A 24,909-nucleotide genomic window follows, 5' to 3' on the forward strand; every position below is an offset into this window, starting at 1 on the left:
TGTTTTAGAGGGCATCGATGACGTCGCCGGCAAGGATGGAAGCCGGGTGCCCGCGGCGTCTGGCCGCCTCTTCGCCGGCGCGCCCGTGCAGCCACACGCCGAGCGCAGCGGCACCGGGACCGGAATATCCTTGCGCCAGCAGGCCGGCGATGATGCCGGTCAGCACATCCCCGGTTCCGCCGGTCGCCATGCCGGAGGTGCCGGTTGTGTTGATATAGGCGCTGCCGTCCGGTGAGGCGACAATGGTACGCGCGCCCTTGAGGACGAGCGTAACCCCGTACCGGTCCGCATATTCGGTAGCGACGCCGATTCGGTCCCGCTGCACCTCGGCCGTAGAGATGCCGAGCAGCCTGGACATCTCGCCGGGATGCGGAGTGAGCACCGTTGCCGCCGGACGAACCTTCCAGGCGTCAACGACGTCTGCCGATGACAGCATGTTCAGCGCATCGGCATCCACGACCATCGGCCCGTCCCAGCCTTCCCACAGCTTGCGCAGCCATCCGGTGTCCCCCTCGAAGCGGCCAAGCCCGGGACCTACTGCCAGTACGTCCCGCGTCTTGGCCAGCTCCAGCACCCGCTCGGCGGAAGCTTCGTCCCAATAGCCTCCGCTCTCCTCGCCTGTAGCGGGGGCGAGCATGACCTCCGGGGCCGCACCGCTTAGCGGCAGCACCAGGCTTGCGGGCAAGGCCCAGGTCACGAGACCGCAGCCCGCGCGCAGGGCCGCCCGGGAAGCGAGCAGGCCTGCACCGCTCATCGTGCGGCTGCCTCCTACAGTAAGCACGTGCCCGTAGGTGCCCTTATGCCCTTCCGGAGAGCGGGGGCGGGCAACATCGGCATCAAGGACCGTCCGCAGAACATGCGGCGTCAGCAGGTAGGTGCCGATGCCAAGGTCCCGGCAGAGGGAGGCGGGAATGCCGATGGATCGCACGACCACACGACCCGCGGCCCCGGCGCCGGGATATTGCACCAGTCCCCGCTTCAGAAAGGCGAGGCACACCGTCACCTCGGCCGAGATGCACGGCTCGTGCAGCGCGCCGGTGTCGGCGTCCAGTCCGCTCGGAATGTCCGCGGCCACGATCGGAAGGCCGCTCGCATTGGCGGCCTGGATCAATTCGGCGTAAGCCCCGCGGGGGGCGCCCGCCGATCCCGTGCCCAGCAGCGCGTCCACGATCCCGGTGAACGCGCGGAAGTCCACGGCATCTCTGCCGTGGACCAGAACCTGGATGCCGAGCGCAGCTGCGGCATCCCGCTGCAGTGCCGCCTCGCCGGCAAGCGTCGACGGCTCGGCGGCGTAAAGCGTGACGCGCATGCCGGCGTCACGCAAATAGCGGGCGGCGGCTGCGCCGTCGCCGCCGTTGTTGCCCTTGCCCGCCAGGATGAGCCAGTGCTCCTGCCCGGCCGCTTCGGCCGGCAGAAGCTCATCCACCGCCACAGGCGGCGGGCAGGCAGGGCCCAAGCCCCGAAGCGGCGCTGACGCGCCCGCTTCGGATGCGCCGGCGGGCGTACAGGCGCCCCGCCGCGCAGCACCATCCGCAGCGCCGCATTGCGGCGCAGCATCATTCGCCGCCGGGCCATGCCAGGCTTCCGCCATCCATCCGCTTCCGGCTCTCTTGTGCAGGCATAGCTTCAGCACTTCCTCTGCGATCACCCTGCCCGCATTCTCCATCAACGCTGCCGCCGGAATGCCGATCTTCTCGATCGTATGGCGGTCGAGCAGCCTCATCTGCTCCGATGTTACAACATACATCCAAGCTCTCCCCTTCGCTTCGATATATTCCTGTGCTTCGGTTCTGGCACAATCGCCCTGTGGTTCGCTTGTTCGCTGGATCGAACCATCAACGATTGAAACATGCCTCCAAAGGATCAAGGATCCCAAAACCTTGGGCTGCTTTTATTGAAGCTTGTTCGACACAAATTCAGCTACAGCAGAAGGCTCAGGCGTATCTAGTACGCTACCGTGAAGCGGGCCCGGATAAACTGCGGATCCTCCAGCTCGTCGATCATGGCTACCGCATAATCCTCCGCGGATATGCGGCTTGCCCCGCTCTCGTCCGTCACCAGCCGGTCCATCCCGATGCGGAACTGGCCCGTGCGTTTCCCCGGCTCTATGATCGCCGCCGGGCTGACATATGTCCATTCAAGACCGCTCTGCGCGTACAGATCGTAAGCATCCGCATGGGCACGCGCGAGCGTCCGGATCTCCTCAGGAAATTCGGGCGTCTCCATGAGCGGAACGCCGCTGTCCGTGATCAGGCTGCCCGCGCCGCCGACGATGAGCAGACGGGATACGCCGCCGCGTCTTGTCCCTTCCACGATCGTGCGGGCCGCAGCGACCAGCTCTTCCTCCTGTCCGAATGACGGGCCGAAGGCGGAAATCACCGCCTCATGACCTCGAATGGCCTCTTCCAGCGAGGCAGGGTCCATGACATCCGCCTTTTGCTTTTTCAGCCGCTCATGCTCGGTGTCAAGCCCTTCCGGGTTGCGCATAATCGCCGTCACCTCATGGCCGCGCCGCAAAGCCTCCTCTGCAATTCGCCGCCCGATCGTACCGCTTGCTCCTATCAATGCTATGTTCATCATTCATCGCTCCTTCTGTTCACAATTATAGTACATTTCAGTCGATCGAATATGGAACAATCCATTCACCACCAAGCTTCTTTTGGCAGGCTGACGAAAGACGCAAGACGCGCCTTCTATTTACTTATCCCCAGTCTGCGGGGTTCAAACTCCCACAATTTCATTTTTTCTCCAAACATAGAGACTATAGACCTATATAAAGCATGATGTACATTTCCGATAGTAAACGTAAGTGCATAATTACGAAATCCGATTGCATATAAAATCGATCATCCGCCCTGACAACGTTTCTTCGATTGTCGAATTATGCTAGGTATACCCGATTTTTTATTAAAGGAGCCATTCAACAATGAAAAAGCACGCCCTTCGCTTCCTGACGCTCTGTCTCGCTTGCGGATTGCTGATGCTGACCGGCATGTCCGTTCACCCCGGGCCTGCGAAGGCACAGTCCCATCTCAAAGCCACCTGGTTATGGCACACCTCGATGATCCAAAGCTCGGCGGATGATATTATCGGCTTCGCTTCCCGTCAAGGCGTCAATCTCATCTATCTCCAAATGAATCAAGATGTACGTCCCGAGCATTACCGCAAATTCATCCGGCTTGCCGGGGAGAACGGGATTCAGGTTCATGTGCTCGGCGGCGCGTCGAATTGGGCATTGGAGTCGGAGCGGCACCGGATCGATACGTTCCTCAACTGGACCGCCGAATATCAGGCTGCTGCCGCTCCGGAAGAACGCTTTACCGGCATTCATGTCGATATCGAGCCGCATACGCTGCCCCAATGGAAAACGGACCGCGACTGGCTCGTTGAGCAGTGGCAATCCAATGTCCGCTATCTGGTCAGCCGGGCCCACTGCCTGGACCTGCCGGTCGGCGCGGATATTACGTTCTGGCTGCATACGTATAGCCTTCCGGATCAATCGATGACGATCAGCCGCTGGATGATCGGCCAGTTCGATCAAATCGCGATTATGGCTTACCGCGACACGGCTGCGAATATCTATAACCTGGCGGCTGCGGAGCTTAAAGAAGCAGATGCCCTCGGAAAAGAAGCGCTGATCGCAGTCGAAACGAAATCCAGCAATGAAGGGGAGTTTATCACCTTCTACGAGGAGGGCGTCTCCTTTATGGAAGAGCAGCTGCTCAAGGTCGACGCCATGGCTGGCTCACATTCCTCCTTCTCCGGTGTTGCGATCCATGAATACCGAAGCTGGAGAGCGCTGTACGAATCCGGCCGATAAGAGGGTCAGCCCCTTGCCTGTAAATTGCCGATAAGCTTAGATTTCTGCAATGTCAGCAGACAACATAAAAAAGATGGCGTATTCAAGAGGCTGTTCCTCTGACGCCATCTTTTTTGCTGGCTTCCCAATTCGTCCATTCCGCCGTGCATCTCGCCCGGTCGATCTCAAACGGTTAACAAGAGAAGCAAGACATATCCCACCGTCATCTTCGCGCGGCAAAACGGCGCTTTTTTCACCTGCATTTCCATGATCCCGCCCCTCCCTCTCTTCCCTGCAAGCAGTGATGATTTAGTTCAATATATGCGGCTCGCCCCCTTTTGTTTCCCTGAGGAAACACTGTTTATTTGGGGCAATACCAAAAACCTAAAAGTAATGCGTTTCACCTTTACAGGTCGTCAGGATAGCGCTTCAAGACTTCTTGCAAATATTCCTCGGCCTCTATGATCAGGCGGCGCTCTCCGGCATTCCATCGGTCTCGATTATGGTCGACCGACGTGAAGGCGGAGAGGATCCGTTCGTCACCCTGTGTCGCGTGGCGGACCATTCCCTGCCATTCCTTCGCCAAGGTTCTGGCTAATTCGGACTCGACGGGAACGCCGGATGCGTTATACGCTGCCGCTTGGAGCGATATTTTTCGGAACCTATTGTAAAAATCCAGGGCCGCCTGCTCCGAATCAAAAACTTCCTGAAACAAACGCAAGTCTTCTTCCGAATATTCGTACTCTCCCCACGTCGACATATCGACCTCGTCCAGGGATCGCATAAGATGGGATAACAGCTCCCAAGGAACCTCGTAACCTTCGCTCATCAATTCCTTGGCCACATGCAAGCCGTCAAGCTTGGCCTGTATGCTCTCTTTTTGCGAATACAGCACCGATGCCTGATAATCCAGAATACGCTCGATGTCTTTGACCTCAGTACCTACGATCAATTGTTCTTTGATCTTGCTTAATGAAAAGCCGATCGCCCGAAAGAACATGATCTGTTCCAGCAAATATAGTTGTTTTTCATAATAAACCCGATGCCCCGACTCGTCCCGTTCCGCCTTCAGTATCCCTTCATTGTCGTAATACTGAACGGTTCGCGGCGTGACTCCCGACAATTGGCTGATTTCTTTTACGGAATATTTTTTTCCCATAATCCCATCCCTCACTCGAGTTTATCTAAGAAGGCTTCTATCGTTTCAGACAACGCATCGGGATATTCCCCGTTAATGGCATGAGAGGCCTCTTCAAAAATCACCATCTTGCTCAAAGGGTCTTTCAAGGAATTCACGCCGGTCTCATAAGACTTCTTCGAATCGTGCATCGTTGACTTTCCGGCCAATATACCGAGCACCGGCATCTTCAATTCGGCTAATTGTTCCGGCTTGATGGTTTCCGGCATGGGCAGCTTGCTCTTAAACGTCCGCATCCCGGTTTCGATTAATTTGGCGGTCGGGTCGCTATCATCCACTTCGGCTCCGCCGGAGATATAACTGAGCATCTTCTCCCGGATCGGTTTGGGTACAATGGGAACGGTCGCAGGAATGGATGCTAAGATCATTTTAAAGGGAATCGGGCCGAACACATAGACCGGATCCACCAAGATGAGCGACTGAATGTTACCGGGATGCTTGAGTGCCGCATTAGCCGCGCTCCACCCGCCGAACGACAGTCCCAGCAAATGGAGTTCCGATTCTGGCAGCTGGTCCAACACTTGCTGCAGCCAGACGGCTTGATCAGCAGCCGTACGAATGCGGCTTGTTTCCGTGCTCAATCCAGGCTCTCCGATCAAATCAAGCGTATATACAGGGCGATGCTCAAGGAAATCGTTCAGGTTGGCTTCCCACATGGGGGTTGCGGATCCCTTTCCAGGAAGCAGCAGCAGCGGCGTTTTATCCGGCGTGTCACCGTTTTGGAACTTGTAGACCTGCACCTCTCCGAAATCCGTACGGATCCTCAGGGATTCCGCCGGTTTCGGCAAGTAACCCATCGCCTCTCGATAAGCCGTCATATATTCCTTCCGCCCTTCCGCTGTAACAAAGCCGCTCATCGAACCATCATCTCTGAATAGAAAACCGACTAGCGTCAGTATGGCCAGTATTGCAAAGAGAATGCTGCCCAGGACGATCCATCTTTTTTTCCGTTTCATTTCATATCCCCTCCTGAGGCCACTATAGTCTATAACGTAACGTTATAGACAACCCCCGCTGAACCCCTGCCTGCTCGCGTTCTCCCTTTCCAGGGTTAATCATAATTATGTCGTTTGCGTTTATGTCCCTAATCTGTCCCTATCGATCTTCGAATCGGCTTGAAATCATTTCCTTCTTATGCAATAGTGAAAATAGAATAATGAAGGAGGGATCCGCTTGTCCCTTACGGATTGGATTTACGATCTGTTCGGCTCGCTGAACGGGCTGCTGGCGGTATTGCTTGCTGCTGCCGTATTTTCGGGCCTATACATATATAGCGCATCACGCCTGCTGGGAGCGCGCAAGGACTCGCTCTCCCGCATCCGGCAATCCCTATCGCTCTATACGAAGCTGGCAGGCCCGCTTAGCACCCTGATTGATCATCCGGGCCGAAGCGCTGTTCCCGAGGAGCAGCTGATCCGGCTGCTGCAGGAATGCAAAACCGCGGATCGGCTGACACACGAGCTTCACGGGCAGATCGATATCTTTCTGAGCGATCGCGATGAGTCGAGGCTCATGATGCTGTATAAGCAGCTGAACCGCGAGATCAATCAATTGGTGCAGGAGCGCGACGAGCTTGTAAAACGGCTGGAGCAGCCTGGCTGGGGCATGGGACTGTGGCTGCTGCTGAAGCCGGCCATACCGGCTTTATCCCTGGCGGCGGCTATTGTGTGGACCGCAAACCTTGTCCAGGGACTACAGGAGCACCAAGGCTGGACCAACCCTTATGAATGGTGCTTATGGCTGTCGAATATGATTGCTACCGTTTCTTTTTACCGGCTGCTCATGGACTCCCGCAAGAAATCCCACGGGCTGATCTACATCCTGCTTCATCTGCTGATTGCCGCTTTAGCCTTGCTCAATCTGGTATGGGCCGAAGCCTCGCCCTATGTACTGACTACCCAGATTCTCCTGTACATTGCCGGATTTCGCTTCACGGTGACGCGCAGAAGACGGGAGCGTCCGTATGCGGGGCATCCGGAGCTGCTTGATCAGTTCGTGCAGCAGCCGGGCACCGCTCAGACTGGCGGCGATCCGGCATCCCCGGACGAAGAAGGCGGACGCTAAAGCCGCAGACTTCCGTGCTAATGCCGCAGGCTGGTGCGCGTTCATTCCATGTGCGCGACCTGCTGACGGTACCCGGCCAACCGGGTTATAGTGGATACAAAAAAAAAAAAAGCACCTCCGCTTCGTAAGTTAGCTTACGATACGCGGAAGTGCTCTTTTTCTCTATGTCACTTGTACTTCACGTTGACAATCCGGTTCTGCCGGCCCCAACGATTATTTCACGTTGGCACTCCGGTTCTGCTGACCCGAACCCCGGGACTGCCCTGCCGATTTGGCCGCTCCGGAGGCCGTATTCTCAAACCGCTTACGCTCCGTTCGTTCCATCTGAACGATTTGTCCCTCATGCACCACAATTTGCAGCGAACCAAATTCCATGTCGTTTAGCAGACCTGCAATGCGTTCAAGCCACTTTTCATCTACTTTAAGAGGTTTAGCCATGGATACGCCTCCTTAACGGGCAGGGCCCAAAATATGTGAATATACGGATGCTTGATCTGTTTATGCTTGCGGGGGTACAAGATAACATTCCTGCATCCGAAGGTTTATTCTCTCTTTTCCAACCCGTATACTATGAATTAACTTTACATTAGCACGGGATGGAAACGACTGTCAATGGACATTTTTCCGAGTAAGCCAATTTTTAAATAATAAGGTGATTAGCGCCAAAAGCAGGAGCAGAGAGGCTGCGGCAAACGATGCCGAGAACTGGTATTCATTGTATAAAATCTCGACATGCAGCGGCAGCGTATTGGTCTCTCCGCGGATATGACCGGAAACGACCGAGACGGCGCCGAACTCGCCCATGGCTCTCGCGTTGCACAGAATGATACCGTACAGTAGGCCCCACTTGATGTTGGGCAGCGTCACCCGCGTGAAGATTTGCCAGCCCTTCGCGCCGAGCGTCACGGCCGCCTCCTCTTCCTTCGTGCCCTGTTCTTCCATGAGCGGAATGAGCTCCTTGGCCACGAACGGGAATGTCACGAACAGCGTTGCCAGCACGATGCCGGGGACGGCAAATATGATTTTGATATCATGGCTCGCAAGCCATGGGCCAAACCAGCCCTGACGGCCGAAGACCAGCACGAAGATCAGCCCGCCGATCACCGGCGATACGGCAAAAGGAAGATCGATCAGCGTCACGAGCAGCTGCTTGCCCTTGAAGCTGAACTTCGTAATCGTCCAGGCTGCGATGACGCCGAAGATCGTATTGAGCGGCACCGCAATGGCGGCCACCAGCAAGGTGAGCCGAAGCGCGGATAGCGCATCCGGGTCGGACAAAGCCGCGATATACACATCCCAGCCCTTCTTAAGCGCCTCCGTCAGCACCGTGACGAGCGGCAGGACGATCAGCCACAGCAGCACGAGTCCGGCCAGGCTGATCAACGTCCACTTCACCCAGCGCTTCTCCTCGGCCGCCGGGGACGCCGAGGCCCCCTTCTTCACGGATGCCGCCGCAGGAACAATTCCAGCCATCGTCATTCCCTCCTTCCAAGGTCAGCGCGCGGTCTTCCGCGTCCAATGCTGCAGGATGTTAATGCCGAGCAAGAGCACAAAGGAGATGAGCAGAAGCAGCAAAGCCACTGCCGTTGCCCCGGCGTAATCAAACTGCTCCAGCTTCGACATGATCAGGAGCGGCGCGATCTCCGTCTTCATCGGCATATTGCCCGAGATAAAGACGACGGAGCCGTATTCCCCGATGCCGCGGGCGAAAGCAAGGGCGAAGCCCGTCAGCAGGGGCGGGATCAGCGTCGGAAGGATAATCGTGCGGAAGGTCCGCCATCTCCCCGCGCCAAGCGTCGCAGCCGCTTCTTCGGTATCCCGCTCCGCGTCCTCGAGCACCGGCTGCACCGTTCGCACGACGAACGGAATGCCGATGAACATCAGAGCCAGCGTAATGCCTAGCGGCGAGAACGCGGCTTTGATCCCGAGAGGTTCAAGCAGCGACCCGATCCAGCCATTGGCGGAATAGATCGCCGTCAGGGCGACGCCGGCCACCGCCGTCGGCAGGGCGAACGGCAGGTCGATCAGCGCATCCCACAGCTTTTTGCCAGGAAAGTCATAGCGGACCAGCACCCATGCCAGCAGCAAGCCCAGCACGGTATCCGCGAGAGCCGCCAATGCGGCGGTCGTCAGGCTGACCCGATAGGATGCCAGTACCCGCGGGTCGGCTGCGACCGACCAGAACTTCTCCCAGGTCAGCCCCGTCTGATTCAGCAGCAAAGCCGACATCGGCACCAGCACGATCAAGCTCATGTAAAATACCGTAACTCCCATGCCGACCCCGAATCCGGGAAGCACGCTGCGATTGCCGCTCCTTTTCTGTCGCTTAAGCACAGCCATTATCTCACTCATTCCTTTCCGCCTTCGGCCTTTTAGGCCGATCAGCTGCCCGGCACGTAAATTTGATTGAAGATTCCGCCGTCATTGAAATGCTTCGTTTGCGTTTCCTCCCATGTTCCGAAGACGTCCTTCAGCGTAAACAGCTCGATCTCCGGAAACTTGTCCTTATACTTCTCGCTTACGCTAGCCAGCGTCGGCCGGTAGTAATTGTCAGCCGCAATCGTCTGTCCTTCCTCGCTGTACAGGTACTTCAGATAGGCTTCAGCGACCTCCCGTGTGCCGCGCTTGTCGACATTCTTATCAACAACGGCGACCGGCGGCTCGGCCAAGATGCTGACGGACGGATTGACGATTTCGAATTTGTCGGGACCGAGTTCGTTGATGGACAGGTAGGCTTCATTCTCCCATGCCAGGAGCACATCGCCGATGCCCCGCTCCACGAAGGTGGTTGTCGCGCCGCGCGCCCCGCTGTCGAGCACCGGTACATGCTTGAACAGTTCCTTCACGAATTCCTGCGCCTTCGCTTCATTGTTGTTGTTCGCCTTGAGGGCATAGCCCCATGCCGCGAGATAGTTCCAGCGTGCTCCGCCGGAGGTTTGCGGGTTCGGGGTGATAACCTCGACGCCCTCCTTGATCAGATCCGGCCAATCGTTGATCCCCTTCGGATTGCCTTTGCGAACGAGAAACACGATCGTAGACGTGTACGGGGAGCTGTTATGCTCGAACTTGCTCTCCCAGCCTTCTTCGATTAGCCCGGCCTGGCGGATCGCATCGATATCATAGCCGAGCGCCAGCGTTACAACATCGGCCTCCAGGCCGTCGATAACCGATCGGCTCTGCTTGCCCGAGCCGCCGTGCGACTGCTTAAACGTAACCTTCTGCCCCTTCTCCTTCTCCCAATACGCGGCAAATGCCTTATTGTACTGATCGTAGAGCTCTCTCGTTGGATCATAGGACACGTTCAGCAGCTCTACGCTCTCCTTGGCGCCCTCTGGTGCGGGCTCCGAAGCTTTAGGTGTATTTCCTTCCGCCGCATTCTTGCCCTCTCCCTGCGTACCCGATCCGCACGCCGTGAGCATGACGGCGAGCAGCATCGTTAATCCTGACAGAACCCCTAATTTCAACGCTTTGTTCATACCAGACCACTTCCCTTATTTTTCTCTACTAAACAGGCCGCAGGATCATCAGTCCAAAAAAAAGACAGAGGAAGGCTCGGCAGCATGAAATGAGCGTGGGACCCGGCCTGTTAAAGCTTAGGACCCTGCTTCATGCTTGGGAGCGTTCCTCCGTCCGTACGGTGAGAACGATATATAATAATTCCTACCTGTTTAGTGTGTTATTTGTAATTGTAATGAGTCACGGTGCTGCTGTCAAACCTTTTTTTTGAATAAAATCCAGTAAATTTATGCTCGGTCCAAAGCACCATTTTTCATGGAAAATCCCCCGCCGTTACGCGATTTTCCATATCCTGATGGTTGTATGCCGCCGCTTCCGTCCTTATAATTCAACCCGAAAGGAGATGATCATCATACGAACGAAATTGCGGAAAAACATTTCTGCTCTTATCTTAAGCTTTCTTCTGTTTATCCCCGTGTTCGCGCAGCCGGTACAGGCAGCAGCCACATTAAAGCCCGGAAGCGCCAGCGGAGATGTATGGGATCTTCAGTATCGCTTGAAAACGCTTGATTTCTATACCCAGCCGCTCGATGGTAAATACGGACCGAACACCAAAGCAGCCGTCCTGCGTTTCCAAAAAGAGTACGGCGTGCCTGCCGACGGCATCACGGGTCCGCAAACCTGGAGACAGCTGAAAAAATATACGCTGAACCAGTCCGAAATGGACATTATGGCCAAAATCATCTACAGCGAAGCCCGCGGCGAGCCCTATAAAGGTCAGGTCGCGGTCGGAGCCGTTGTCATGAACCGTATCCAGTCGAGCGAATTCCCGAATGACATTAGGGGAGTCGTATTCCAGCCGCGGGCCTTCACAGCCGTGGATGACGGCCAGTATTGGCTGACGCCGAACCGAACCGCCTATAGGGCGGCACTTGATGCGGTGCGGGGTTGGGATCCGACCTACGAGTCGCTCTATTATTTCAATCCGGTCACGGCGACCAGCACCTGGATCTGGTCCAGACCGCAGACCGTGCAGATCGGCAAGCATATATTCGCCCGATAACCTCCGGCTGGCCGAGGTCTGCTCCGGGCATACTGTGACCGGGAATTACAACTACGTTAATGGGTATACAGCAAGGGGCAGCTGCACCGTCAGGCGGTGATCGCTGCCCCTTTATCTATGCGCGGGAAGAGCCTCTGTTCTCGGCCGTCTTCCTTCAATATGCTACCCCCTAATCACTTTCGCTTTCGCCTTTTCCACCGGGCAGATGCATACCGGACGTGTAACCTCCAGCGTATAGCCGGTCGATACCAGGTTTCCGTTGTCCGGATCGATCCGGTAGCTCGCGATCAGACTGCTGTCCTGATTCGCCGCAAGCAGAAATCCTCCCGGGAGAATATTGAAGTGGCGCGGGGTTTTTCCACCGGAAGAAACCCAATTCACGGCTCTCAGCATACCGGTATCCTGGTCGATGACATACTGGACAATGCTGTCATGCCCCCGGTTGGAAGCGTACAGCCAGCGGCCGCATGGGGATACCAGCAGATGGGAGGACGTGTTGTTGTCCATCACGACATCCTCCGGCAGCGTGGACGCATGCTGAAGAATTTTCAAATCCCCGAATGTTGCATCATACGCATAAGCCGTTACGGTGCTGTTCAGCTCATTGGTGCCGTACACCCATTTCCCGCTCGGATGGAAGGCTACATGGCGCGGACCTGAACCCGGCGGCAGGCTGATTTCGCGGTGTGTCACCAGCTTGCCCTCATCCAGCCGATATAAATTGACGTCATCCATGCCAAGATCGCTGACGACGATATATTTATGCTGCGGGTCTTCAAACACCGAGTGAGGATGCGCCTCGGATTGGCGGTCATCGCGAAGCCCGCGTCCGCTGTGCTTAATCTTGGAGACGATTTCGCCCACTTTGCCGTCCTTCTCCAAAACCAGCACGGAAATATGCCCGTCGCTGTACCCCGTCGTAAGCAGATATTTCCCGTCGGACGTGCGCGACACATGACAAGCACCGGACGAGCCGGTAGGCTGGACGTTCAATATGGTCAATTCACCGGTTACGAGATTCGCAGAATACGCGGCCACCTTGCTCTCGCCGATCTCGCTGGCGGCATACAGCACCGAGATGGACTCGTCAAAATCCAAATAGGTCGGATTTTCGATGCCAGCGGTACCGCCGAGAAGCCTCAGCTCTCCGGTATTCCGATCCATCGCTCCCCAATGAATGGCATTCTCTTTCTCGGAATTATACGTTCCTATGTAAAATATCAGTTCCTGTCCTGCTGTCATGTGATCCACTCCTTTATCATTGGATAGAAAAGCCAATCCATCAGCGTTTGTCTTCGCTCACTATGTATTACCCAGCATCGCCCCGGTCTTACCGTTACTTGAGCAAAAAACGGGCAAGCGTAGACCGCAGGGCATTCCATATATTAGTCCCATAGAAAAGTATTGCCGGAGCTGGTTTTATCATGTACGATTACCACGATTACTACTCTATTCTATCATTAGATGAGGGAGATGACAGTAACTTGTACAAAAAAATCAGCCTTCTCGCCATTGCCTTCCTTCTGCTGTTCGGCGGTGCTGCCCAGGCCGTGCAGGCGAAGGAACAAAGCCGTATCCGCGTGTACCTGGACGGCCAGGAAATCAAGTTCCAGGCCCCGCCGATCATGAAGAACGGGGTAACCTACGTCCAATTCCGGCCGCTGTTTCAGGCACTGAACTACACGGTTGGATGGGATGGAGCCAAGAAGCAAATTACGGGGACATACATCGACCAAAAGCTGCAGATGACGCTCGGCCAGTCCGTGGCATATGTCAACAGCGTGAAGAGCAAGCTTCCGGGCGCTCCGTTTACGCAAGGAGGCAACACGCTCGTTCCGCTGCGGTTCGTCGCGGAAGCGACCGGCCTGCCGGTCAAATGGGATGCCAAGGCGCGCACGATCAAGATCGACCGCCAAGGGCCGACCGCCAAGGCGAAAGCCGATATCGAGAAGCTGTACCGCACGCTGGATGCGGCCGAGAATGCCAAGGATCTCGCCAAGGCCAAAACGGCATACCATCCGCAATCCCCGCTTCTGGCAGGACTCGACGAATATTATAAGGATCAATTCCAATTTGACCTTAACGTATCCAGCGAGGTATCGGACGTAATGCTTGCGGGCACAACGGCTGAAGCGTTCGTCGCCACGACCGTCCAGCGCGTCTCGGGGCCCTTCACTTGGGACACTACGATCTACAGCTATAACTACTTCAAGAAGGATGCCTCCGGCGTCTGGAAGCTCGCGTTCCCGGGGGAGTACGAGCAGGAATACAACGTCTCCGACGAATTTCTTGCCTCCCGGGCCAACGTGCCTGAAGCGGAGCTGAAGGCGATTCAGGATGTGATCGATACCCAGTACAAGGGCTTTAACACGGAGAATGGCCCGCTGCTGATGTCCGTCATTCACCCGAACTCCGAATATTATGAGCTGTTCCAGAGCAGCATCGCAGACGGCATCTTCGATGAGCTGAACTTCAACCTGAAGGCCGAGGTGACCCATCCTCTCTTCTACGACGGGGAGGACGCGGTCTTGTATATCGAGGAAAGCGATGATGCCGACGGCGATATGATATCTACCACCTATCTATACTGGCTGACGAAGTCGGAAGGCAAGTGGATGATCTACGATGTGCTCGAGTTGGAATAATAGAATTCTTATTAAACCTGCTGGCCCGGCCTATGAACCGGACACATGCTTAACCGGCGGTTCCCTAGTGGAGCCGCCGGTTTTCTATTTTGGATAGATAAATCCCGCCTTCCTTCGGTTCTACTTCACCGCAGCGGACATATATCATAGTAGTTATCCATGAAGGGGGCCTAATATGGGAATCAAACTCATCAAAATTGCAGCCGTCTATTTCGTCATCGGTGTCCTGCTCGGCATGTATATGTCGATCTCCCACAGCTATACCTACAGCTCGATTCACGCGCACATCAACCTGCTCGGCTGGGCGTCTTTGGCTCTGGCAGGGATCGTCTACTATCTGTTCCCCGCCGCAGGGGAGTCAGCCGCAGGGAAGGTTCATTTCTGGCTCCATAACATCGGCCTGCCCATCATGATGATCGGTCTGTTCCTGCTGATGAGCGGAACCGAATCGGTCGAGCCGGTCGTCGCAGTAGGCGGAGTCCTGGTCACGCTTGGTATTCTGGCTTTCCTGTACAACGTGTTGGCAAATGTCCGGGAAGGTGCAAGACGGTAGGAGTTGTTCTTGGCCGAGCGAAGAGCTGTACGGGCCATCCAAGGAATGCGGCTTCAACGCAGAATGCCCCTTGGATGACCCGTTTTTTCGTGCCGGGCGGGCAGCCTGTCATGGTCCGTGTGGGTCACCTCCTCCAAGTTTTGGGTAAGGATAGGTACCGTTCTCTTCGAAGGAGGCATCCAAGACATGTTGACCAATACTGAAGTACGCGTCACCTTCCGCTGCCGCAAGTGCGGCTGCGAAGTAGAGACCCATTTCCATGAGGAACCGTTCACCACGGTTCACTGTCCGCGCTGCGAGCACAGCTACTCCCTCATGCGGCCGACCATTGGGGAAGAAATACTGCTCGATTGGGAGAAGGAGGCCGTCTTCCATAAGGTTCGGGCCGACCAGTCCGAACGGGACAAGCTCGAGCTTACGCTCCTGGTGATTAAAGTCGCCGAGCTGCTGACCTGGAAGGACGAGGGGAACGGCCACGTCCGGGCTATTGAAACGCTGCGGCAGTGGCTGCTGCTGAACGGCGTGCCGAAACCGCTCATCGAGCTGTTCGACGCCAAGCGCCCGGAAGGAAGCTCGCCGACCGAGCGCAGGAAGTAGTTCGGTTGAGATAACGATACAAAAAGCCCCCCGGAAAATCCCGGAGGGGCTTCGTCATTTTGGGGGCGGGAAAAAGGCAGGCCGCATGCACTGGCAGCAGAACAGGGGCTTGCGACTGCACCGGCAGTAGAGCGTGGGCAGAGACTGCATCGTCCGCATCGTGAAGCTTCCAAGCTGCACCGAACGCACTTCTGGCGGCCCGGACTTAAATTGCCGCTTGAAGCCCGTTACTGGATCGGCACTTCGATCGCCTGCTCGATCACGCCGGGAAAACTGCTAACGTCAAAGGTCAACGGCTGCGGGTAATCCTCGGGCTCCAGATACAGGTACATCGTCGTACTCCAGTATCCATCCACTCCGGTCGATTCCGAACTGGACCGGGAGCCTTCCTGCTCTTTAAATACATGCCGCTTTCCTTCCCCATCCGTAAAGCCTAGGGAGTCGATGGAGACTGCTCCATGATTGAAATCGCGTTCTTCATATTTTAGCGATAGCGTATATTTGTCCTTGCTCTTCGTATAGTCTCCGAACTGAATACGATCCTCCGGCGAGCTCAGCACCTTCTTCTGCTTAACGTCCACGACGATCTGCATATCGTCCCGGTCTACGGCATGCATCCCTCCAGCTTTCAAAACGAGTGTGTCCGGATGATCGAGTGCATCGCTCTCAAAGAAATACGTCATGTCTCCCTGGGCACCCGGCAACCACGTCAGGGAATTGCCGAGCTGCACGGCAGAGGAACCCTCTTTGCTGGACTCGATATAAGGCTGGAACAGTCCGGACACCTTCATCGAATTTTCTTTTGGAATATTTGCCTTCACTGTGATGCCCGCCGGCGAAAGCACGGCTTCCTTAAGCGTCATGGTCTGCCCCTGGACTTCAATCGTTCGGTTTAACGGCACGGTGCTCGTAAACCGTCTCATCGTTTCCAGATCAAGCTTCAGGTCCATCTCCATGACCTCTTCGTTCGGGGACTCCGAGCTGTGCACCGTATTTGTGGAATACGGAGCCACCGCAATGTCGAGGGTGACTGTTTCGGGGATTGGCGTACTCTCCTCAAAATAAAAATTCACCTGCCTCGCCCACTTTCCCTTCTCCAGAAGCGGATCCCCGCCTGTGCTGGAGGCGTAGGACAGCTCCTTTCCGGTGTCCGGCTGCTTCAGTTTTTCTCGCAGTACCGTTGCCTTACGGCCAGAGTGATTCTCTATCGTGTAGAAGACCTGCAGCCGCTGAGGCCCCGTTAGTACACCTTGAACAGTGACTGTGTACTCGCCTGATGACTTGGATTGGTTCACCGGCTGGATCAAGCCGTGTCGGTTCGCCGTACGAGCCGTAATATCGTCTGCGATATCGAATCCTGTCAGCGGCGGATACGGCCCTTGGGCGAGCTGCGGCGAGGGTCCCGGCGGGCTGCCGCCTCCCCAAAGGGTCAGCAGCAGCACGGCGGCGGCAGCGATGACCACGGCAGAAGCAGCGCGAAGTCGATACCGCTTCTTCCCTCTCCGCTCCCCCGCTCGAATCCCGCTCCGAATCGCCGAATCCAGCGCCTCATCGGGCACCATCATGGATTCCTTCTCCGTTTCATGCTTCATTTCAGCCAGCAGCCGCTCTTCCTTCTCAAACATGGAATAAGGCACCTCCCGGTTCACCGATTTTCTGCCGCAGCAGCTTTAGTCCCTGATGGATCCGCGTCTTAACCGTGCCCTCAGGGCAGTCCAGAATGTCGGCGATTTCGGGTACGGTCATGTCTTGATAGTATTTAAGAATCAGCACATGCCGGTATTTGGGCTTCATCCGGCTTAACGCACGCTCCAAATCCAGCTTGCTGTCATGGATCATCTCGAACATCGTCCCGGATTCCAGCACATGCTCCACCGGCACCGTTCGCGCTTTTCGCTTTTGCTCATCGATGCAGCAATGAATCAAGATCCGAATCAGCCACGGAACGAACGCTTCCGGCTGCTTAAGCTTCCGGCGCTTCATCCATGCCCGGCACACCGTCTCCTGTAGCGCCTCCAGCGCATCAATCTCATTATGCAGATAGCTGTACGCGATCCCGTATAACCGTCTCCGGTGCTTTGCGACAAGCGTGTAAAACGCTTCCTCATCCCCCCGGCATGCAGCCAGCGCAAGCTCTTTCTCGTCCATCCGCCGCTCCTTCCCCCCATGAATCCTGCAGCTTTTGTATAAAAGTGTCACATTTGCAAAATTCGATTCCGGCCGCTCCCGGGTACAATAAATTACGAACTCAACCGTTCGCTCGATTTATTGCTCTGTTTGAAAGTTGCCCTTTAAATTCTTGCAAAATCCTCACTATAGTAAAGACCGTACAGCATCGGGAATCGTTTTATTATTTTGAAAAAGACAGCAAAAAAGCCTGTCCGGCGGTCGGACAGGCGAATACGGCCATCTGCTAGCTTCTTCTGCGGCCCTTATATAAATAATGATAGCCTAAGTAAGCAATTCCGCACAGCAACAGCAAGAGCGCCGAGAACCAGATGACCGGAAGCAGATACGGCGCATGCTCGCTGGCCACGTACAGCAGCACTGCCGAGAAGGTATACATCAGCATCAACAGAACGATACGCTTGAAAAAGTCCATCTCGTCCGCCCTCTCACCCTTTGCATAAATGTTTAAAAATAATCTACATTTTTTTCCGGAATATCTATTCTTTATGGTAACGTATACGCTATAAAATTGCACTCAAATTTTGGTAAAATTATAAATTTTTTAGTGTCGCATCTTGCATGTTCAAGTAATATTTAAAATCAGGCTTGCTAAAACTAATGATATTAGTTAATATACTAACATAATTAGTTTTGAGCGAGAGGGGATTGATTTCCATGTTAACCCGCATGATCGAACAGGTGACCCAAGTTTCGTTTTTGCCCCGCCTATTTCCCGTTAATGTCTATCTCGTTGAAGAAAATGACGGCCTGACGCTGATTGATGCCGGCATGCCGTTTTCCGAGAAAGGCATCCTCGAAGCCGCAGCGGCGATCGGAAAACCGATTATGCGCATCCTGTTAACCCATGCCCACGATGACCATATCGGCGCCCTCGACGGGTTGAAGAAGGCGCTGCCTCAAGCCGCCGTGTATATCTCCAGGCGGGATGCGCAGCTGCTCGCAGGCAATCGGGATCTGCTCCCGGGCGAGCCGCAAACCGCGATCCGCGGCGGCGTGCCTAAGCCTAAAGCGGTAAAGGCGGTGCCGGATGTGCTGCTTGAGGACGGCGACAGCGTCGGCTCGCTTAAAGCGCTCGCGTCGCCTGGCCACACGCCGGGACATATGGCGTTTCTGGACCAGCGCAGCGGCATTCTGATCGCCGGGGACGCCTGGCAGACCCGCGGCGGGCTGGCAGTCTCCGGCGTGCTCCGCCCGTGGTTCCCTTTCCCGGCAATGGCAACCTGGAGCAAGGAGCTGGCTCTGTCGACCGCGATTGCCCATGCAGCGCTTCAGCCGGCCGTGCTGGCCGTCGGGCATGGTCCGATGATTACACAGCCGGAGGCGCGCATGCAGCGTGCAATTGAAGAGGCGCAAAAACGCATCGGGAGGGCTGCGCAATGAGTCCAAGACCCGGCATTGATCGCCACCAGCTCCTGCAGGCCGCGGCGGAGCTCGCCGACCAGGGCGGCTTCCATTCCGTTACGCTGGCCGCGCTGGCCGGGCGGCTAGGCGTCAGATCCCCGTCGCTGTATAACCATGTCGATGGGCTTCCCGGCCTGCATGCCGCTTTAACGCAGTATGGCCTCCAGATTCTGCATGAGCGGCTGCTGAAGGCTGTCGCCGGCCGTTCCGGCGAGGAGGCTCTTCGACACGTTTGCATCGCCTATGTCGAGTTCGCCAGAACGCACCCCGGCCTATATGAGGCCGCCCTTCAGCCGATCCAACCCGACCATGCGGACACGAAGCAGATCGGCGATGACATTGTCGGGCTGCTGCTGCAGGTGCTCGCCCACTACGGACTTGAAGAAGCCGAGGCACTGCACTCGGTCCGGACGCTCCGAAGCCTGTGCCACGGCTTTTCCTCCCTGGAACGGGGAGGCCAGTTTGCCATGGATCTGTCCCTGGACGAAAGCCTCGCGTACATGATCCAGATATTCATCCAGGGACTGAACGCACAGCGCAGAGACTGAACGTTCATTCAGACTCCACTTCCTCTCCGTGTGCCTGTCCAGGCGGCGCAGTACAATGATAGCTCCCGCCCGATGTCTCGCGAACCGGTGTACGGACAACTAAGCTTGCGACAGCTTCTCTCGCCCCTCATTTTGCCTGTCATGAGAATATGCTATAATCAAGGAACAGAATATAGCCATCTCATCTTACTTAGGGAAAGAGGTTCTGAATTGTGGTTGATTTCAATTCCCCAATTCTTCAAATAGGCTCCACGGTCGCGATGCTCGTCATGGCCTTGACGGTGATATTCATTCGGATGAAGGCCAGCCACCGGCCGGTAACCGTTAGGAAGATCATTATTCCGCCGCTCGCGATGAGCACAGGATTTCTGATGTTCGTGGAGAAGCAGGTGCGAATCCCGATATGGTGGGGGATCATCGCATTTCTTGTCGGCTGGTTTATCTTCTCCTATCCGCTCATTCGGAGCACCCGGTTCGAGAAGGTGGACGGGCAGATCTTCATGCAGAAGTCTCGCAGCTTTGTCTACATCCTGCTTGGCCTGCTGGCCTTCAGGCTCCTGCTGCACGGGTATATTGAGCAGCATATTTCCATTCCGCAGACCGCGGCGCTGTTCTTCCTGCTCGCATACGGAATGATCGTACACTGGCGCATCTCCATGTACCGCCAGTATCAGCAAATCACGGGCCCCGAAGCGGCCATGTGAGCCAGGGCGTGTCACGAAAAAAAGAGTGCCGATCGCACGGTGCAAGGGCTCCTTTGAGCCAAGCCTTTGTGCGGTCGCCACTCTTTTTTCTATTTGCCGGATGCCCGAATCCAATGGGTCAATTCTGCTCCTCGCTTACCTTCACCAGCTGTTTTCCGAGATTCTCCCCGCTGAACAGCCCCAGGAACGCCTCCGGCGTATTCTCGAAGCCTTCGATGATATTCTCGGCATACTTGATCTTTCCGTCCCGCAGCCACTCGGCCAGCTCGTGAAGCGCTTCATTGTACCGGCTCTGATAATCGCCGACGAGAAATCCCTTCATCAAGGCCGTATTGGTCAGCAGCAGGCTTTGAATCCGCGGACCCGTATCCGGCTTCTCCAGATTGTACAGCGCAATTTGTCCGCAAATCGGAATGCGCGCATTTTTGTTAATCAGACGCAGCACCGCATCGGAAACTTCCCCGCCGACGTTATCGAAGTAAATGTCCACGCCGTCGGGACAAGCCTCCCGAAGCTCGTCCTCAAACGTCTCCGAGCGATAATTCAGAGCCGCGTCAAAACCCAGCTCCTCCGTTAAATACCTTATCTTCTCATCCGATCCGGCAATGCCGATCACCCGGGTTCCTTTAATCTTGGCGATCTGTCCAACGATCATGCCGACGGCCCCGGCGGCCCCGGATATAACGACGGTCTCGCCAGCCTGGGGCTGGCCGATGTCGAGGAGCCCGAAGTACGCCGTCAAGCCGGTCATCCCGAGCACGCCCAGTGCGGTCGATACGGGAGCCAGCTCCGGATTGATCTTGCGCAGCGTGGATGAGCTCACAACCGCGTACCGCCGCCAGCCCCAATTGCCTGCAACGAAATCGCCTTCCCGAAATCCCGGGTGCGTGGATTCCATGACCTGGCCGACCGCGCCGCCCTGAATGACCTCGCCCACCTCATAAGGCTTGACGTAGCTTTTCGCTTCGCTCATTCTTCCCCGCATATACGGGTCAACCGAAAGATACACCGTCCGCACCAGCACTTCGCCGGCCTGCGGAACGGGCATGGGCTGTTCCTCGAACGCAAAATCCGCCTGATTCGGCATCCCTTGCGGACGCTTGGCCAGAATAATTTGCTCATTGACAGACATATGAGTACCCTCCTTTAAGAAGTCATTACATTTATTTACCCATTTTGTCCGATCCTGATCCATTTCATGAACCACTCGCAGCAAATTAACATTTAAGACGCAGCGCACCCGTGCTTCTCCCCTTCTCGCCGCTTGGGATTGCCGGGAGGCCTACCTGCTCTTGACGAGGAGGTTCACCGCTTCTTGCACGAGCTTCTCGGTATTCTCGCCGTCCAACTCGGCCTTGCGCACGCAATCCACCAGATTGGCGCTGACCACGACACCGATCGTGCGGTCGATCGCCGTTCGGGCAGCCGTTAATTGCGTAATGACCTCCCGGCAATCCTTCGCCTCCTCCATCATTTTCAATATCCCCCGAAGCTGTCCCTCAATCCGCTTAACGCGGTTCTTCACCTGATCATCGTAATGCATTCTTTGTCATCCCCTTTAACGTTTATCCGTCCAGGCTTGTCCCTCTTCTTCTAATTATAGCATCATTCATGCCCCTGAAACCCGCAATCATACCCGTACTGGCACAGGCACGGTACTATGATTGGCTGCTGAATCTTGATTGTTCCCGGCTTAGGGCTTGTATCGTCGCAGACCGCATGGTATATTTTTAGCAGAGTCATCAAATTCATAATTTAAAGGCAATGTTATCTTACTTGAGGTTTTGCACAAATCCATAGTTCAATCATCAATATAGAGATCGAAACGGTTTAATTCGTCTGTATATTGTGGCCCTGAAGCGGCTGGAATCGGATTTTGCAAAATCCCCTACTTACAAAAGGTACAACCTCGGCTATTTTTTAGTCCTGGGTGTGCCTTTTTTTAATTTTATCAATCAAGGGAGGAATTTATCGATGTTCTTGGAAGCCATTTATCATCGCCCGCGCAAAAACTGGTCTTATGCCTACGACGGAACGACCGTCCACCTCAGAATCCGTACGAAAAAGGATGATCTCACCGAAGTCTACGCGCTTGCCGGCGATAAATACATGTGGGATCAGACGATGGAATACATTCCGATGACCAAGCTGGCCACGGATGAGCTGTTCGACTATTGGGAGTGCGAGGCTACGCCGCCATACCGCCGCCTGAAATACGGCTTCCTGCTCCAGAAGGGGCAGGAGAAGCGCTGGATGACGGAATATGACTTCCTGACGGAGCCGCCGGCTAATCCGGATCGCCTGTTCGAGTACCCGTTCATTAACCCGGATGACGTATTCCAGCCGCCGGCTTGGGTGAAGGACGCCGTATTCTATCAGATTTTCCCTGAGCGTTTCGCAAACGGCGACCCGGGCAACGATCCGGAAGGCGCACTGCCATGGGGAAGCGCAGAGCCGACGCCGAACAACTTCTTCGGCGGTGACCTCCAAGGGGTGATCGATCATTTGGATCATCTGAGCGAGCTTGGCGTCAACGCGATCTATTTCACGCCGCTGTTTAAGGCAACGACCAACCATAAATACGATACGGAAGACTATTTGGAAATCGACCCTCAGTTCGGGGATAAAGATACGCTGAAGAAGCTGGTGGACCTGTGCCACGCGCGGGGGATCCGCGTCCTGCTCGATGCGGTCTTCAACCATTCCGGCAGAACGTTCGCGCCATTCGTGGACGTGCAGAAGAACGGTGAAAAATCGAAATACAAGGACTGGTTCTATATCCGTTCCCTGCCGCTTGAAGTGGTGGACGGCATCCCGACATACGATACCTTCGCCTTCGAACCGCTCATGCCGAAGCTGAACACGGAGAATCCGGAGGTGCGGGCTTACCTCCTGAAGGCTGCCGAATACTGGATCAAAGAGACAGGCATCGACGGCTGGCGCCTGGACGTCGCCAACGAGGTCGGACACAGCTTCTGGCGCGAATTCCGTCAGGTCGTGAAAAAAGCCAATCCTGACGCCTACATCCTGGGTGAAGTATGGCACGAGTCCTCCATCTGGCTCGAAGGGGACCAGTTCGACGCCGTCATGAACTATCCGTTCACGAATGCGGTGCTGGACTTCTTCATTAACCGCACCGCGGATGCGGAGAAGTTCTCCTTCATGCTGGGCAAGCAGCTTGCGGGCTACCCGAGACAGGCAAGCGAAGTGATGTTCAATCTGCTGGACAGCCACGATACCGCGAGACTGTTGACGCAGGCCGGCGGCGACAAGCGCCTGATGAAGCTTGCGGCCATGTTCCAGTTCACTTATTTCGGCACCCCTTGCATTTACTATGGCGACGAAATCGGCATGGACGGCGGACACGATCCGGGCTGCCGCAAATGCATGGAGTGGGATGAGACCAAGCACGACAAGGATCTGTTCACGTTCTACCAGACCCTCATCAAGCTGCGTAAATCCCATCCGGCGCTGCGCACAGGCTCCTTCAAGTTCCTGCAGGCGGAGAAGAACGGCGGCAAGCTTGCCTACCTGCGCGAGGACGACAACGAAACGATTATCGTGGCGGTCAACAACGATAGAGCCGGCAATACCATTTCCTTGCCTGTGCAGCACCAGCAATGGACCAACCTGTGGAACGGTCAATCGCTCAGCGCGAAGCAAGGCCAGCTGACCGTGAAGCTGCCTGCATACGGGTTTGCGATTTTGAAGGCCCTGCAATAATTCATATTCTACAATAAGAGCAGCTCCCTTCGAGCGCCGTGCTTACGACTCGGGGGGAGCTTTTTGAATGCCGGCGCGCGTGGTTTCGGTGTCAATCTTTCGTTGATAGGTGATCGTATTCCTCCGTTTTTTTATTGACTAACCGGTCAACCAATAATAAAATAAACGCATCGGCCGATCCATATTTCGGAAAATGAATGGAGGGTGTTCACATGGATTTGTATTACGAGATTCACGGCAAAGGGAAGCCGATCTTGATGATTCACAGCGGCGGCGCCGATTTGCGGGACTGGAGCCTCATCACGCCGCTGCTCCAAGATCGCTTTCAAGTGATTGCGATGGACGGTAGAGGAATCGGCAACTCCCCTTCTCCTGTCGGGCAGCCCAACTATATTCTTGATGTACTGTCCCTGCTCGACCACCTCAACCTTCCGCAGGCTGCCATCGTCGGCCACTCCATGGGCGGCCAGATTGCCACCGAATTCGCGATCCATTATCCTGAAAGAGTATCGGAGTTAGTCCTGATCGCACCTGCCTTATCCGGCTATCCGTATTCCGATGAATTCCAGGACTATATGAAACACGTGGGCGAAGCCGCTCCGGACGTAGAGCTGATGATTGAGCGTTCGATCGGCGCCCCGTCCTATGAGGTGGCCAGGAACAGCCTCCAGCGGGAGCTCATGGTTGACATGCTGCGCCGCCATTTCATGCGTACCTTTACGTGGCCTGCCGCCGCCTTTGCGCCGATCTGGCCGGCGCCGCCTGCCTACGAGCGGCTCGAAGAGATTCAGACCAGAACGCTATTCATCATCGGAGACCAGGAACTTCCTGATAACCTGCTGGTCGCCGAAAGCTTTCAGAGAGTTCCGGACATCCGATTCGTCAGGATAACAGGGGCCGATCATATGGTTACGCTGACTCATCCTGAAGCTGTATCTCAGCATATTACCGATTTTGTGGAGGACTGA

General features: G+C 55.6%; 25 protein-coding genes. 11 read left to right on the plus strand and 14 right to left on the minus strand.

The genetic code is table 11. The features are described 5' to 3' along the window. Positions 1–4: 4 nt before the first annotated feature. Positions 5–1,747: an NAD(P)H-hydrate dehydratase gene (locus NSQ46_RS27255; RefSeq protein WP_213613139.1), complete on the minus strand. Its 1,743-nt coding sequence runs from the start codon at positions 1,745–1,747 to the stop codon at positions 5–7. Positions 1,748–1,944: 197 nt separating this feature from the next. Continuing rightward, positions 1,945–2,577, minus strand: a complete 633-nt coding sequence (locus NSQ46_RS27260) for an NAD(P)-dependent oxidoreductase (protein ID WP_007130482.1) — start codon at positions 2,575–2,577, stop codon at positions 1,945–1,947. Between the two features lie 349 nt (positions 2,578–2,926). Between NSQ46_RS27260 and NSQ46_RS27265 the strand changes: the two genes are divergently transcribed. Continuing rightward, positions 2,927–3,820: a hypothetical protein gene (locus tag NSQ46_RS27265; RefSeq protein ID WP_007130483.1), complete on the plus strand. Its 894-nt coding sequence runs from the start codon at positions 2,927–2,929 to the stop codon at positions 3,818–3,820. A gap of 385 nt (positions 3,821–4,205) precedes the next feature. Here the strand turns inward: NSQ46_RS27265 and NSQ46_RS27270 are convergent, their stop codons facing one another. Together NSQ46_RS27270 and NSQ46_RS27275 are read right to left on the minus strand one after the other, a co-directional pair. Further along, entirely contained in the window at positions 4,206–4,958 is a 753-nt protein-coding gene (locus NSQ46_RS27270; RefSeq protein WP_028404762.1) for a MerR family transcriptional regulator, read from the minus strand. Positions 4,959–4,969: 11 nt separating this feature from the next. Continuing rightward, positions 4,970–5,953, minus strand: coding sequence for an alpha/beta hydrolase (locus NSQ46_RS27275; protein ID WP_213613141.1), 984 nt, complete (start codon positions 5,951–5,953; stop codon positions 4,970–4,972). Between the two features lie 217 nt (positions 5,954–6,170). On the opposite strand from NSQ46_RS27275, the gene NSQ46_RS27280 reads away from it, so the two are divergent. After that, positions 6,171–7,061, plus strand: a complete 891-nt coding sequence (locus NSQ46_RS27280) for a hypothetical protein (protein WP_028404760.1) — start codon at positions 6,171–6,173, stop codon at positions 7,059–7,061. Positions 7,062–7,274: 213 nt separating this feature from the next. Here NSQ46_RS27280 and NSQ46_RS27285 read toward each other — a convergent pair whose 3' ends face one another. The 4 genes from NSQ46_RS27285 to NSQ46_RS27300 all read right to left on the minus strand — a co-directional run bounded on the left by NSQ46_RS27285 (position 7,275) and on the right by NSQ46_RS27300 (position 10,537). After that, a complete protein-coding gene (locus NSQ46_RS27285) occupies positions 7,275–7,499 on the minus strand; it encodes a YezD family protein (protein WP_007130487.1) in 225 nt (74 codons plus the stop codon). 171 nt (positions 7,500–7,670) lie between these two features. After that, on the minus strand, positions 7,671–8,534 hold the full coding sequence (gene cysW / locus NSQ46_RS27290; RefSeq protein ID WP_007130488.1) for a sulfate ABC transporter permease subunit CysW: 864 nt from the start codon (positions 8,532–8,534) through the stop codon (positions 7,671–7,673). 21 nt (positions 8,535–8,555) lie between these two features. Then, positions 8,556–9,413: a sulfate ABC transporter permease subunit CysT gene (gene cysT / locus NSQ46_RS27295; RefSeq protein ID WP_007130489.1), complete on the minus strand. Its 858-nt coding sequence runs from the start codon at positions 9,411–9,413 to the stop codon at positions 8,556–8,558. Positions 9,414–9,442: 29 nt separating this feature from the next. Beyond that, positions 9,443–10,537, minus strand: a complete 1,095-nt coding sequence (locus NSQ46_RS27300; RefSeq protein ID WP_213613143.1) for a sulfate ABC transporter substrate-binding protein — start codon at positions 10,535–10,537, stop codon at positions 9,443–9,445. Positions 10,538–10,920: 383 nt separating this feature from the next. Here NSQ46_RS27300 and sleB point away from each other — a divergent pair, with 383 nt between their 5' ends. Beyond that, the gene (gene sleB / locus NSQ46_RS27305) at positions 10,921–11,580 is read left to right on the plus strand and encodes a spore cortex-lytic enzyme (RefSeq protein WP_028404758.1); all 660 of its coding nucleotides are present in this window, start codon (positions 10,921–10,923) and stop codon (positions 11,578–11,580) included. A gap of 162 nt (positions 11,581–11,742) precedes the next feature. Here sleB and NSQ46_RS27310 read toward each other — a convergent pair whose 3' ends face one another. Then, positions 11,743–12,822 carry a lactonase family protein gene (locus tag NSQ46_RS27310; protein ID WP_213613145.1) on the minus strand — a complete coding sequence of 360 codons (1,080 nt, stop codon included), beginning with the start codon at positions 12,820–12,822 and terminating at the stop codon, positions 11,743–11,745. 242 nt (positions 12,823–13,064) lie between these two features. Between NSQ46_RS27310 and NSQ46_RS27315 the strand changes: the two genes are divergently transcribed. From NSQ46_RS27315 to NSQ46_RS27325, 3 genes are all read left to right on the plus strand, one after another. Continuing rightward, a complete protein-coding gene (locus NSQ46_RS27315; RefSeq protein WP_244869046.1) occupies positions 13,065–14,225 on the plus strand; it encodes a copper amine oxidase N-terminal domain-containing protein in 1,161 nt (386 codons plus the stop codon). A gap of 175 nt (positions 14,226–14,400) precedes the next feature. Then, on the plus strand, positions 14,401–14,778 hold the full coding sequence (locus NSQ46_RS27320) for a hypothetical protein (RefSeq protein ID WP_007130494.1): 378 nt from the start codon (positions 14,401–14,403) through the stop codon (positions 14,776–14,778). A 186-nt stretch (positions 14,779–14,964) separates the two neighbouring features. Beyond that, positions 14,965–15,375, plus strand: coding sequence for a hypothetical protein (locus NSQ46_RS27325; protein ID WP_007130495.1), 411 nt, complete (start codon positions 14,965–14,967; stop codon positions 15,373–15,375). A 227-nt stretch (positions 15,376–15,602) separates the two neighbouring features. On the opposite strand, the gene NSQ46_RS27330 is transcribed toward NSQ46_RS27325, so the two are convergent. The 3 genes from NSQ46_RS27330 to NSQ46_RS27340 all read right to left on the minus strand — a co-directional run bounded on the left by NSQ46_RS27330 (position 15,603) and on the right by NSQ46_RS27340 (position 17,977). Beyond that, positions 15,603–17,000, minus strand: coding sequence for a DUF4179 domain-containing protein (locus tag NSQ46_RS27330; protein WP_342575419.1), 1,398 nt, complete (start codon positions 16,998–17,000; stop codon positions 15,603–15,605). Continuing rightward, positions 16,993–17,523: a sigma-70 family RNA polymerase sigma factor gene (locus tag NSQ46_RS27335; RefSeq protein WP_144867153.1), complete on the minus strand. Its 531-nt coding sequence runs from the start codon at positions 17,521–17,523 to the stop codon at positions 16,993–16,995. Before NSQ46_RS27335 ends, NSQ46_RS27330 begins: the two co-directional genes overlap by 8 nt. A 265-nt stretch (positions 17,524–17,788) precedes the next feature. After that, positions 17,789–17,977, minus strand: a complete 189-nt coding sequence (locus NSQ46_RS27340; protein WP_007130498.1) for a hypothetical protein — start codon at positions 17,975–17,977, stop codon at positions 17,789–17,791. Positions 17,978–18,219: 242 nt separating this feature from the next. On the opposite strand from NSQ46_RS27340, the gene NSQ46_RS27345 reads away from it, so the two are divergent. The 3 genes from NSQ46_RS27345 to NSQ46_RS27355 all read left to right on the plus strand — a co-directional run bounded on the left by NSQ46_RS27345 (position 18,220) and on the right by NSQ46_RS27355 (position 20,218). Beyond that, on the plus strand, positions 18,220–18,945 hold the full coding sequence (locus NSQ46_RS27345; protein ID WP_007130499.1) for an MBL fold metallo-hydrolase: 726 nt from the start codon (positions 18,220–18,222) through the stop codon (positions 18,943–18,945). After that, entirely contained in the window at positions 18,942–19,514 is a 573-nt protein-coding gene (locus NSQ46_RS27350) for a TetR/AcrR family transcriptional regulator (protein ID WP_007130500.1), read from the plus strand. Before NSQ46_RS27345 ends, NSQ46_RS27350 begins: the two co-directional genes overlap by 4 nt. Before the next feature lie 212 nt (positions 19,515–19,726). Then, complete coding sequence (locus NSQ46_RS27355; RefSeq protein ID WP_007130501.1) at positions 19,727–20,218, plus strand: cytochrome c biogenesis protein CcdC; 492 nt, start codon at positions 19,727–19,729, stop codon at positions 20,216–20,218. Positions 20,219–20,336: 118 nt separating this feature from the next. Here the strand turns inward: NSQ46_RS27355 and NSQ46_RS27360 are convergent, their stop codons facing one another. Both NSQ46_RS27360 and NSQ46_RS27365 read right to left on the minus strand, forming a co-directional pair. After that, positions 20,337–21,350, minus strand: coding sequence for an NADP-dependent oxidoreductase (locus tag NSQ46_RS27360; RefSeq protein WP_007130502.1), 1,014 nt, complete (start codon positions 21,348–21,350; stop codon positions 20,337–20,339). A gap of 150 nt (positions 21,351–21,500) precedes the next feature. After that, positions 21,501–21,761, minus strand: a complete 261-nt coding sequence (locus NSQ46_RS27365; RefSeq protein ID WP_007130503.1) for a metal-sensitive transcriptional regulator — start codon at positions 21,759–21,761, stop codon at positions 21,501–21,503. A gap of 431 nt (positions 21,762–22,192) precedes the next feature. Between NSQ46_RS27365 and NSQ46_RS27370 the strand changes: the two genes are divergently transcribed. Together NSQ46_RS27370 and NSQ46_RS27375 are read left to right on the plus strand one after the other, a co-directional pair. After that, on the plus strand, positions 22,193–23,941 hold the full coding sequence (locus tag NSQ46_RS27370; protein WP_341034513.1) for an alpha-glycosidase: 1,749 nt from the start codon (positions 22,193–22,195) through the stop codon (positions 23,939–23,941). 212 nt (positions 23,942–24,153) lie between these two features. Beyond that, positions 24,154–24,909 (plus strand): alpha/beta hydrolase, encoded by a 756-nt coding sequence (locus tag NSQ46_RS27375; RefSeq protein ID WP_341034515.1) that lies wholly within the window; start codon positions 24,154–24,156, stop codon positions 24,907–24,909.

It is taken from the genome of Paenibacillus sp. FSL M8-0142, assembly GCF_038597315.1.
Lineage (GTDB): Bacteria > Bacillota > Bacilli > Paenibacillales > Paenibacillaceae > Paenibacillus_AQ > Paenibacillus_AQ lactis.

What these genes read in the sequence shown, in the direction of transcription:
- NSQ46_RS27255 (WP_213613139.1), bottom strand. Translation starts at nt 1,747, where the DNA reads ATGTATGTTGTAACATCGGAGCAGATGAGGCTGCTCGACCGCCATACG.
- NSQ46_RS27260 (WP_007130482.1), bottom strand. Translation starts at nt 2,577, where the DNA reads ATGAACATAGCATTGATAGGAGCAAGCGGTACGATCGGGCGGCGAATT.
- NSQ46_RS27265 (WP_007130483.1), top strand. Translation starts at nt 2,927, where the DNA reads ATGAAAAAGCACGCCCTTCGCTTCCTGACGCTCTGTCTCGCTTGCGGA.
- NSQ46_RS27270 (WP_028404762.1), bottom strand. Translation starts at nt 4,958, where the DNA reads ATGGGAAAAAAATATTCCGTAAAAGAAATCAGCCAATTGTCGGGAGTC.
- NSQ46_RS27275 (WP_213613141.1), bottom strand. Translation starts at nt 5,953, where the DNA reads ATGAAACGGAAAAAAAGATGGATCGTCCTGGGCAGCATTCTCTTTGCA.
- NSQ46_RS27285 (WP_007130487.1), bottom strand. Translation starts at nt 7,499, where the DNA reads ATGGCTAAACCTCTTAAAGTAGATGAAAAGTGGCTTGAACGCATTGCA.
- cysW (WP_007130488.1), bottom strand. Translation starts at nt 8,534, where the DNA reads ATGGCTGGAATTGTTCCTGCGGCGGCATCCGTGAAGAAGGGGGCCTCG.
- cysT (WP_007130489.1), bottom strand. Translation starts at nt 9,413, where the DNA reads ATGAGTGAGATAATGGCTGTGCTTAAGCGACAGAAAAGGAGCGGCAAT.
- NSQ46_RS27300 (WP_213613143.1), bottom strand. Translation starts at nt 10,537, where the DNA reads ATGAACAAAGCGTTGAAATTAGGGGTTCTGTCAGGATTAACGATGCTG.
- sleB (WP_028404758.1), top strand. Translation starts at nt 10,921, where the DNA reads ATGATCATCATACGAACGAAATTGCGGAAAAACATTTCTGCTCTTATC.
- NSQ46_RS27310 (WP_213613145.1), bottom strand. Translation starts at nt 12,822, where the DNA reads ATGACAGCAGGACAGGAACTGATATTTTACATAGGAACGTATAATTCC.
- NSQ46_RS27320 (WP_007130494.1), top strand. Translation starts at nt 14,401, where the DNA reads ATGGGAATCAAACTCATCAAAATTGCAGCCGTCTATTTCGTCATCGGT.
- NSQ46_RS27325 (WP_007130495.1), top strand. Translation starts at nt 14,965, where the DNA reads ATGTTGACCAATACTGAAGTACGCGTCACCTTCCGCTGCCGCAAGTGC.
- NSQ46_RS27330 (WP_342575419.1), bottom strand. Translation starts at nt 17,000, where the DNA reads ATGTTTGAGAAGGAAGAGCGGCTGCTGGCTGAAATGAAGCATGAAACG.
- NSQ46_RS27335 (WP_144867153.1), bottom strand. Translation starts at nt 17,523, where the DNA reads ATGGACGAGAAAGAGCTTGCGCTGGCTGCATGCCGGGGGGATGAGGAA.
- NSQ46_RS27340 (WP_007130498.1), bottom strand. Translation starts at nt 17,977, where the DNA reads ATGGACTTTTTCAAGCGTATCGTTCTGTTGATGCTGATGTATACCTTC.
- NSQ46_RS27345 (WP_007130499.1), top strand. Translation starts at nt 18,220, where the DNA reads ATGTTAACCCGCATGATCGAACAGGTGACCCAAGTTTCGTTTTTGCCC.
- NSQ46_RS27350 (WP_007130500.1), top strand. Translation starts at nt 18,942, where the DNA reads ATGAGTCCAAGACCCGGCATTGATCGCCACCAGCTCCTGCAGGCCGCG.
- NSQ46_RS27360 (WP_007130502.1), bottom strand. Translation starts at nt 21,350, where the DNA reads ATGTCTGTCAATGAGCAAATTATTCTGGCCAAGCGTCCGCAAGGGATG.
- NSQ46_RS27365 (WP_007130503.1), bottom strand. Translation starts at nt 21,761, where the DNA reads ATGCATTACGATGATCAGGTGAAGAACCGCGTTAAGCGGATTGAGGGA.
- NSQ46_RS27370 (WP_341034513.1), top strand. Translation starts at nt 22,193, where the DNA reads ATGTTCTTGGAAGCCATTTATCATCGCCCGCGCAAAAACTGGTCTTAT.
- NSQ46_RS27375 (WP_341034515.1), top strand. Translation starts at nt 24,154, where the DNA reads ATGGATTTGTATTACGAGATTCACGGCAAAGGGAAGCCGATCTTGATG.